The organism is Microcystis sp. M049S2, assembly GCF_020245625.1.
Taxonomy (GTDB): domain Bacteria; phylum Cyanobacteriota; class Cyanobacteriia; order Cyanobacteriales; family Microcystaceae; genus Microcystis; species Microcystis ichthyoblabe_A.
This window is the reverse complement of sequence record NZ_JADBUN010000048.1, coordinates 1-6,141: the sequence shown is the minus strand read 5'-3', so window position 1 is coordinate 6,141 and position 6,141 is coordinate 1. Positions and strand designations below refer to the sequence as shown.

The following is a 6,141-nucleotide window of genomic DNA, read 5'->3' as shown; positions in this document are numbered from 1 at the left end:
TGCATTATTCACCAACTGGCAAAAACCTGATTGTGAGGACATCTCAAAAAACAGACTGTTTTTCAGCCAGATCGCTAGATGAACTTCTTGCCAAGGCTTTCGAGGATTTTCCAAAGTCTTCATGAATAATGCAGGCTAGGAATTAATACTAAATCCGTTGAGTAGAGGCTAGTTATGAGGAGAGGCACTCAGGCAAAACGGAAAGTAAATAATCAGTTTTTAATAACTGGATTTAGTATAAAATAAGGCTTTTAACAGGTCAAAATCCTTATTTTAAAAGGGTTTTACCATTATTCAGCAAACCCTATCTAGAAAAAAGAGTCTCTGTATCGGGGATAGTTACCTCTAGAGAAGATGGGGAAAAAATCGGGATTAAAGTTGAGTCAATTGATCTTTTTCCTGAGAAAAAAGATTTACCTAGCATTGAGGAAATGATCGGAATTTTGGGAGGAAGTAATTAATTCGTTGATCAAAAAAGCTACACTACTGCGATTCTTGTGTTTTTTTAGCTTTCCTGAAAAATGAAAAGGATAAAATTAATGATCGTACTTTTGTTCTCAAAGCAGCTGAGGATGGTTAGGTAATCCGTCACCGCCGCCTACTCTAGTGCAGTGGAAGCCAGTCGCCTAAAGCGATCAAAACTATCCAGGGTGCAGGAGTTGAACCTGCCTAGCACGAATTATGAGTTCGTTGCCTCAACCGCTCGGCCAACCCTGGGTTATACTATTAACTCATTATAGATCGGTAATTACTCTGAACGTGAAAATTCAGCCCCACTAAGATGAAAAAATTTGCAATCAGTACCTCCTTGCAGTTAGGACTCCTTTTGATGGTAGCCATGTTAGCCGCCGGTTTCGGTAGCGGTTGGGTAGCCTATCAATTGGGAATCGCCTCCCTGAAGGGAGTCAGTCAACCGGATATCAACCCCGCTAAAAAGTTTACCAACGATCGCACCAGTTATGGACGCAATCAAACTTTTATCCCCGTGAAAGAAGAAGAAGTAATTAAAAGAGTGAGAGTTTATATGCAACAACAGAAAAACAAACCGCAATCAAAGGACGAAACCAAAGGATAGGCTTTAAAAAAGGCGAATTTTGCCTTTTCGCTATGGATAATCAGGATTTATTGACTCGTTTAATTTTAGTCTTTTTACTAATCGTCCTCAATGCTTTTTTCGTAGCGGCGGAATTTTCGCTTGTGTCGGTCCGTCGTACCCGCATCAGTCAGCTAGTGGCTGCGGGAGATGTGCCAGCGCAGACGGTCCAATCTCTACAAAGAAGTCTCGATCGCTTACTTTCCACTACCCAATTAGGTATCACCCTTTCTAGTTTAGCTTTAGGTTGGATTGGGGAGAGTACCATGACCGTTTTTGTGAAGAAATTACTAAGTTTTTTACCCTTTTCTTTAAACTGGCAAAATCTTCTCTCCCATGGGTTCTCTCTTTGTCTAGCTTTTTTAATTGTTGCCTATCTCCAGATAGTTTTTGGGGAACTTTATCCCAAATCCCTAGCTTTAATTTATGCCGAACCGATGGCGCGATTATTAGCTGCACCTATTGGGGTTATTTCTAGGATTTTTAAGCCTTTTATCGGTATTCTCAACCAATCAACTCGTTTTTTATTGGTTTTAACCCGTATTCCCGAAGTGGATCTACAGCGTTCTAGTCGGGTAACTTCCGAGGAATTACAATTAATTATCAGCATGGAAGGGGAATTAACGGGATTAGAAGCAGCGGAAAGGAAAATTTTAAATAATGTTTTCCAGTTTAGCGAAATCACTGCGGCAGAAATTATGGTTCCCCATAACCGTTTAATAGCTATTTCCTCGACTGCAACTTTTGAGGAATTATTGCTCCAAGTAGTTAACAGTGGCTATTCTTGTTATCCTGTGACAGGAGATTCTGGTGATGATATCCGTGGTCTGATCGATTTTAAAGATTTAGCTTTACCCCTTGCCGAAGGTCAGTTAAATTTAACAACACCGATTAAACCTTGGTTAAAACCTGTGCGTTTTTTCCCCGAAACCACTCCTTTAAATGAATTACTAGCAGTGATGCGGGAATCATCCTCAAAGATGGTTATCATTGTGGATGAATTTGGCAGAACAGCCGGTTTATTAACCCTAAAAGATTTAATTGGTGAGATTCTAGGAACTTTTTCCCCTAGTGATGAATCGGGAACAGTGGAATATCAACTCCTCGATGAATCAACTTTTCTCGTACAAGCACAAATGAATTTAGAGGATGTGAACAAAGCATTAAATTTAAGCTTACCCTTGGCCGATGAATACCAAACCCTAGCCGGTTTTATCCTCCATCATTGGCAAAAAATACCGAGGGTGGGAGAACAATTATATTACCAAAATTTAGAATTTACCATTATTTCTAAGGTAGGCCCTCGCTTGGAACAAATTAAGATTTATCGACAACAACCATCCTAAGGATATAAACAAGAAACAACTTTTCTCATTTATCCTTCCTGATTGTTAATACTAAATCCAGTTATTAAAAACTGATTATTTATTGCCTCTTTTGCCTATTGCCTATTGCCTATTGCCTTTTGCCTTTTACCTTTTGCCTATTGCCTATTGCCTTTTGCCTATTGCCTATTGCCTATTGCCTATTGCCTTTTACCTTTTGCCTTTTACCTTTTGCCTATTGCCTATTGCCTTTTGCCTTTTGCCTTTTGCCTTTTGCCTATTGCCTATTGCCTATTGCCTATTGCCTATTGCCTGTCCTCATAAGCAGCCTATACTCAACGGATTTAGTATAATCGAGTCAATAGCTGCCCACTCCTGTCACCATGAAACACCTTTTGACAATCCTCCCCCTCAGCTTGGGATTAATTGCCCTCACCCCCGCAAATTTGCCCCTAGAACGCCTTGAAATCTCACAATTGGGAACATCTACGGGATACGATGAACGACTGCTAACGGACAAAAAAACCCTACTACAAGCGATCGATCATAGTTTACGTTATCTGAATAGCTCGGCGGCGATCCGTGCCTATCAAAATTATCCTATTCCAGAAATAACTCGTCAGCGAGTGCAGCGTTCCTTAGTAAGGTTTCGTCAATTAGTGCAGAATTCTCCCACTCCCGCAGCTCTACAAAAGGCAGTTAAAAAAGAATTTATTTGGTATCGTTCTTTAGGTAATGATAGCCAGGGAAATGTTAAATTTACTGGTTATTTTGAGCCAATTTATCAAGCAAGTCGGCAAAAAAACGCCGAGTATAAATATCCTCTCTATCGCCGACCTGCTAACTTTTCTCGCTGGTCTAAACCCCATCCAGCTAGGGTAGAATTAGAGGGAAAAGATGGTTTACTAGGGGAAAATAGCCGTCTAGCGGGATACGAATTAGTCTGGTTAAAAGATCGCTTAGAAGCTTATTTAGTTCATGTGCAAGGTTCGGCGAAATTACGTTTACCTAATGGTCAAATTATGAGCATTGGTTTTGATGGCAACACCGAGCATCCCTACACAAGTCTGGGAAAAGAAATGATTGCCGATGGTATTTTTCCTGCTGAGGGTTTAACCTTACCAATGGTTTTGGATTTTCTCAGAAATAATCCCGAGCAATTAAAGAATTATATTCCCCGCAATAATCGGTTTATTTTCTTTCGAGAAACCCACGGTGCGCCTCCCACTGGTAGTATTGGAGTTCCGGTTTTACCAGAAAGATCGATCGCTACAGATAAAAGTATTTTTCCCCCCGGTGCTTTAGCAGTAATTGAGACAGAAATTCCCCAGGAAAATCTTAATAAAAAATTAGTGAGTCGCTATGTTCTCGATCAAGATACTGGCAGCGCGATTAAAGGTACTGGGAGGGTAGATATTTTTATGGGAACAGGAAAAAATGCTGGCGAGCGAGCCGGTTTAATTAATACTCCGGGTCAATTATATTATTTATTATTGAGGGAATAGGAAATATAGCGTTTCCTAAGCTAGTGAGGTACACCTATTTTTCTTCCCTCTTGCCTTTTGCCTTTTGCCTAAAATCCATAACTTTTGTACCTCAGCAGACTGAAAAATGCTCTACTATAGGTAAAATTAAGATAGACTTCCCAGAATCAGTTATCATACTTAAGTGAGAATTTAAACAATAGAATCATGAAAAAAACCGTAAATATAGATTGGTCGGATTGTGGTCCAATTACTTTAGTAGTCGTGCAGCCGACTTCTTTTTGTAATCTTAATTGTGATTACTGTTATTTACCTGATCGCCATTTAAAAAATACCCTATCCTTAGATTTAATCGAGCCGATTTTTCAGAGGGTTTTTAGTAGTCGTTTTCTCCAAGATAATTTTACCATTTGCTGGCACGCGGGCGAACCCTTGGCAGTTCCCATTAGTTTTTATGAAAGTGCTTTTGCTAAAATTGCAGAAGTTAGCGAGAAATATAATCAGCAGGGTTACTGTTTTCGTCATTCAGTACAAACTAACGCCACTTATATTAACGATGCTTGGTGTGAATTATTTAAAAAGCATGATGTTTATGTGGGAGTCAGTCTTGATGGACCGGCTTTCATTCACGATATCCACCGGCAAACCCGCAAGGGAACTGGCAGTCATGCTGCTACCATGCGGGGGATTTCTTTCTTGCAAAAACATGAAATTGATGTCAGTATCATCGCTGTTTTAACAGAAGATTCCCTCGATTATCCCGACGAAATTTTTAACTTTTTTTGGGATCATGGTCTTACTGATGTGGCTTTTAATATGGAAGAAACCGAGGGGATTCATTCGCAATCTTCTTTAGATAAATTAGGTATTGAACAACGTTATCGCCAGTTTATCGCCAGATTTTGGCAGTTAGTCACGGCTAAACAAGGAGAATTTAAGCTGCGGGAATTTGAATCGATCTGTAGTTTGATTTATGCCGATGAACGCTTAGAAAATACCGATATGAATCGACCTTTTATGATTGTCAATTTTGATAACCAAGGTAATTTTTCTACCTTTGATCCGGAATTACTATCGATTAAAACCCAACCCTACGGCGATTTTATTTTTGGTAATGTTTTGACAGATTCCCTAGAATCTATCTGTGAAACTGAGAAATTTCAAAAAATTTACGCTGATATGCGCGGTGGAGTTGATTTATGTCGGCAAAAATGCGATTATTTTGGGGTTTGTGGGGGTGGTGCTGGTAGTAACAAATATTGGGAAAATGGCACTTTCAACTCCACAGATACTAAAGCCTGTTTATACCGGATTAAGTGTATCACCGATATAGTTCTCGATCGCCTAGAAAATTTATTAGAAGTTTAGGGGAGTCGGGTGTTAGGGTGTGGGGTGTGGGGAGAATAAATAAAATAATCTCCTAAGCTGTTCGTAATTTAAATTGCTTGTTGAGACGAGGCAAGAGGCAAAAGGCTTCGGCCGTGAGCTCAGCGTTCGAACGAGCGTTCGACTGAGCTCACGCCGAAGTCTCACACCGAGGTCCGAACGGCAAAAGGCAACAGTAAAGGGATTGGGGGAGGTTCGGCTAATCTAAGAATAAGCGGGTTAAATGCGTCTTAGCTTATGTTTACAGTTCCATGTTAACAGATAAAAGTCGCGGACAGGATGCAGTTTATCGGTCACGCTTCGATATACTCGCAATAGGTGCCTGGTTGGGGAATTGGCAGCCCTTCCTCTTGTAATCCATCCAGATGAAATTGAATTGCTTCTTTCATATTTTCTGCGATTTCCTCTAGGGTTTTACCGGTAGTAACACAACCGGGTAAATCAGGAACATAAGCAGAATAATTATTTTCAGCTTTTTCGATAATAATCGCATAACGCATTAGTTATTGTCTCCTTCTTCTAGATATTTATTCAATTGAGCTTGTTTGAAAATACTCCGTAAAGTCTTAATCGCTAAATCATCGGACAGCTTACCCGGAACAGTAACTAAACCTGATTTCAGAGAATGTTTGAATTATCGGTGGCTTCCCCTTATTCTCGATAAATACCATCCATCTTATTCTAGTAATCTAATTACATCTCTAACTTTCATGTTAGGGACTTGCGCTTTGATAATGTACCTTTTGGGCGAACGCAGTTCGCCCCTACATTGTGGACAAAATCCGTTACTGTAGGGGCGCAATGCTTGCGCCCTCCGATCGATCAGGTTTGCTGATCACCCTAAGTAGGGGGA

The 6,141-nt window shown here is 40.1% G+C and carries 6 protein-coding genes and 1 tRNA gene; 4 read left to right on the top strand and 3 right to left on the bottom strand.

All coding sequences use genetic code 11. The features are described 5' to 3' along the window. Nucleotides 1-644 precede the first annotated feature (644 nt). Nucleotides 645-717: transfer RNA gene (locus IM496_RS04155), tRNA-Ile, on the bottom strand. Nucleotides 718-781: 64 nt separating this feature from the next. Between IM496_RS04155 and IM496_RS04150 the strand changes: the two genes are divergently transcribed. The 4 genes from IM496_RS04150 (at nt 782) to grrM (ending at nt 5,270) form a co-directional block, all read left to right on the top strand. After that, nucleotides 782-1,075, top strand: a complete 294-nt coding sequence (locus IM496_RS04150; protein WP_287661307.1) for a hypothetical protein — start codon at nt 782-784, stop codon at nt 1,073-1,075. A 32-nt stretch (nt 1,076-1,107) separates the two neighbouring features. Then, nucleotides 1,108-2,439, top strand: coding sequence for a hemolysin family protein (locus tag IM496_RS04145; RefSeq protein ID WP_287661306.1), 1,332 nt, complete (start codon nt 1,108-1,110; stop codon nt 2,437-2,439). A 362-nt stretch (nt 2,440-2,801) separates the two neighbouring features. Continuing rightward, nucleotides 2,802-3,923 carry a murein transglycosylase A gene (gene mltA, locus IM496_RS04140; RefSeq protein WP_287661304.1) on the top strand — a complete coding sequence of 374 codons (1,122 nt, stop codon included), beginning with the start codon at nt 2,802-2,804 and terminating at the stop codon, nt 3,921-3,923. Between the two features lie 186 nt (nt 3,924-4,109). Beyond that, nucleotides 4,110-5,270 carry a cyclophane-forming radical SAM/SPASM peptide maturase GrrM/OscB gene (gene grrM, locus IM496_RS04135; RefSeq protein ID WP_194014742.1) on the top strand — a complete coding sequence of 387 codons (1,161 nt, stop codon included), beginning with the start codon at nt 4,110-4,112 and terminating at the stop codon, nt 5,268-5,270. Nucleotides 5,271-5,581: 311 nt separating this feature from the next. On the opposite strand, the gene IM496_RS04130 is transcribed toward grrM, so the two are convergent. Next, nucleotides 5,582-5,788: a type II toxin-antitoxin system HicB family antitoxin gene (locus tag IM496_RS04130; protein ID WP_194014744.1), complete on the bottom strand. Its 207-nt coding sequence runs from the start codon at nt 5,786-5,788 to the stop codon at nt 5,582-5,584. After that, entirely contained in the window at nt 5,788-5,910 is a 123-nt protein-coding gene (locus tag IM496_RS04125) for a type II toxin-antitoxin system HicA family toxin (RefSeq protein WP_409945523.1), read from the bottom strand. The genes IM496_RS04130 and IM496_RS04125 overlap by 1 nt, the downstream gene beginning before the upstream one ends. Between the last annotated feature and the right edge of the window lie 231 nt (nt 5,911-6,141).

Bases quoted from the DNA above. Each gene is read 5' to 3' on its own strand.
- IM496_RS04150 (WP_287661307.1), top strand. From the start codon at position 782: ATGAAAAAATTTGCAATCAGTACCTCCTTGCAGTTAGGACTCCTTTTG.
- IM496_RS04145 (WP_287661306.1), top strand. From the start codon at position 1,108: ATGGATAATCAGGATTTATTGACTCGTTTAATTTTAGTCTTTTTACTA.
- mltA (WP_287661304.1), top strand. From the start codon at position 2,802: ATGAAACACCTTTTGACAATCCTCCCCCTCAGCTTGGGATTAATTGCC.
- grrM (WP_194014742.1), top strand. From the start codon at position 4,110: ATGAAAAAAACCGTAAATATAGATTGGTCGGATTGTGGTCCAATTACT.
- IM496_RS04130 (WP_194014744.1), bottom strand. From the start codon at position 5,788: ATGCGTTATGCGATTATTATCGAAAAAGCTGAAAATAATTATTCTGCT.